The sequence below is a fragment of the Flavobacterium sufflavum genome, from assembly GCF_004016525.1.
GTDB classification, from domain to species: domain Bacteria; phylum Bacteroidota; class Bacteroidia; order Flavobacteriales; family Flavobacteriaceae; genus Flavobacterium; species Flavobacterium sufflavum.
In genome coordinates this window covers 1-304 of record NZ_SACJ01000042.1, presented here as the reverse complement: position 1 = coordinate 304, position 304 = coordinate 1, and the positions used below count along the sequence as shown (strand labels likewise).

The 304-nt window shown below is 44.4% G+C and carries 1 tRNA gene and 1 rRNA gene; both read right to left on the bottom strand.

Annotated features, from left to right (window positions below):
- Positions 1-30: 30 nt before the first annotated feature.
- A tRNA-Phe gene (locus EOD40_RS17875) sits at positions 31-103 on the bottom strand.
- A 77-nt stretch (positions 104-180) separates the two neighbouring features.
- A 5S ribosomal RNA gene (rrf, locus tag EOD40_RS17870) occupies positions 181-290 on the bottom strand.
- Positions 291-304 lie beyond the last annotated feature (14 nt).

Below are 304 nucleotides of genomic sequence, written 5' to 3'. Positions count from 1 at the left end.
TCTACCAATTTCACCATCCGAGCAATATTGTGGTACCTCCAGGGATCGAACCAGGGACACATGGATTTTCAGTCCATTGCTCTACCATCTGAGCTAAGGTACCTTTTTTATTCTATTATAATTAAACAAATAAAATAAGAATAAAAAACCCCTCCCGATTATCGGGAAGGGTTTTCAAAAGAAAGGCGACGACATACTCTCCCACATAACTGCAGTACCATCTGCGCAGGCGGGCTTAACTACTCTGTTCGGGATGGGAAGAGGTGAGCCCCGCCGCAATAACCACCTTAAGGTCGTTTTGCAA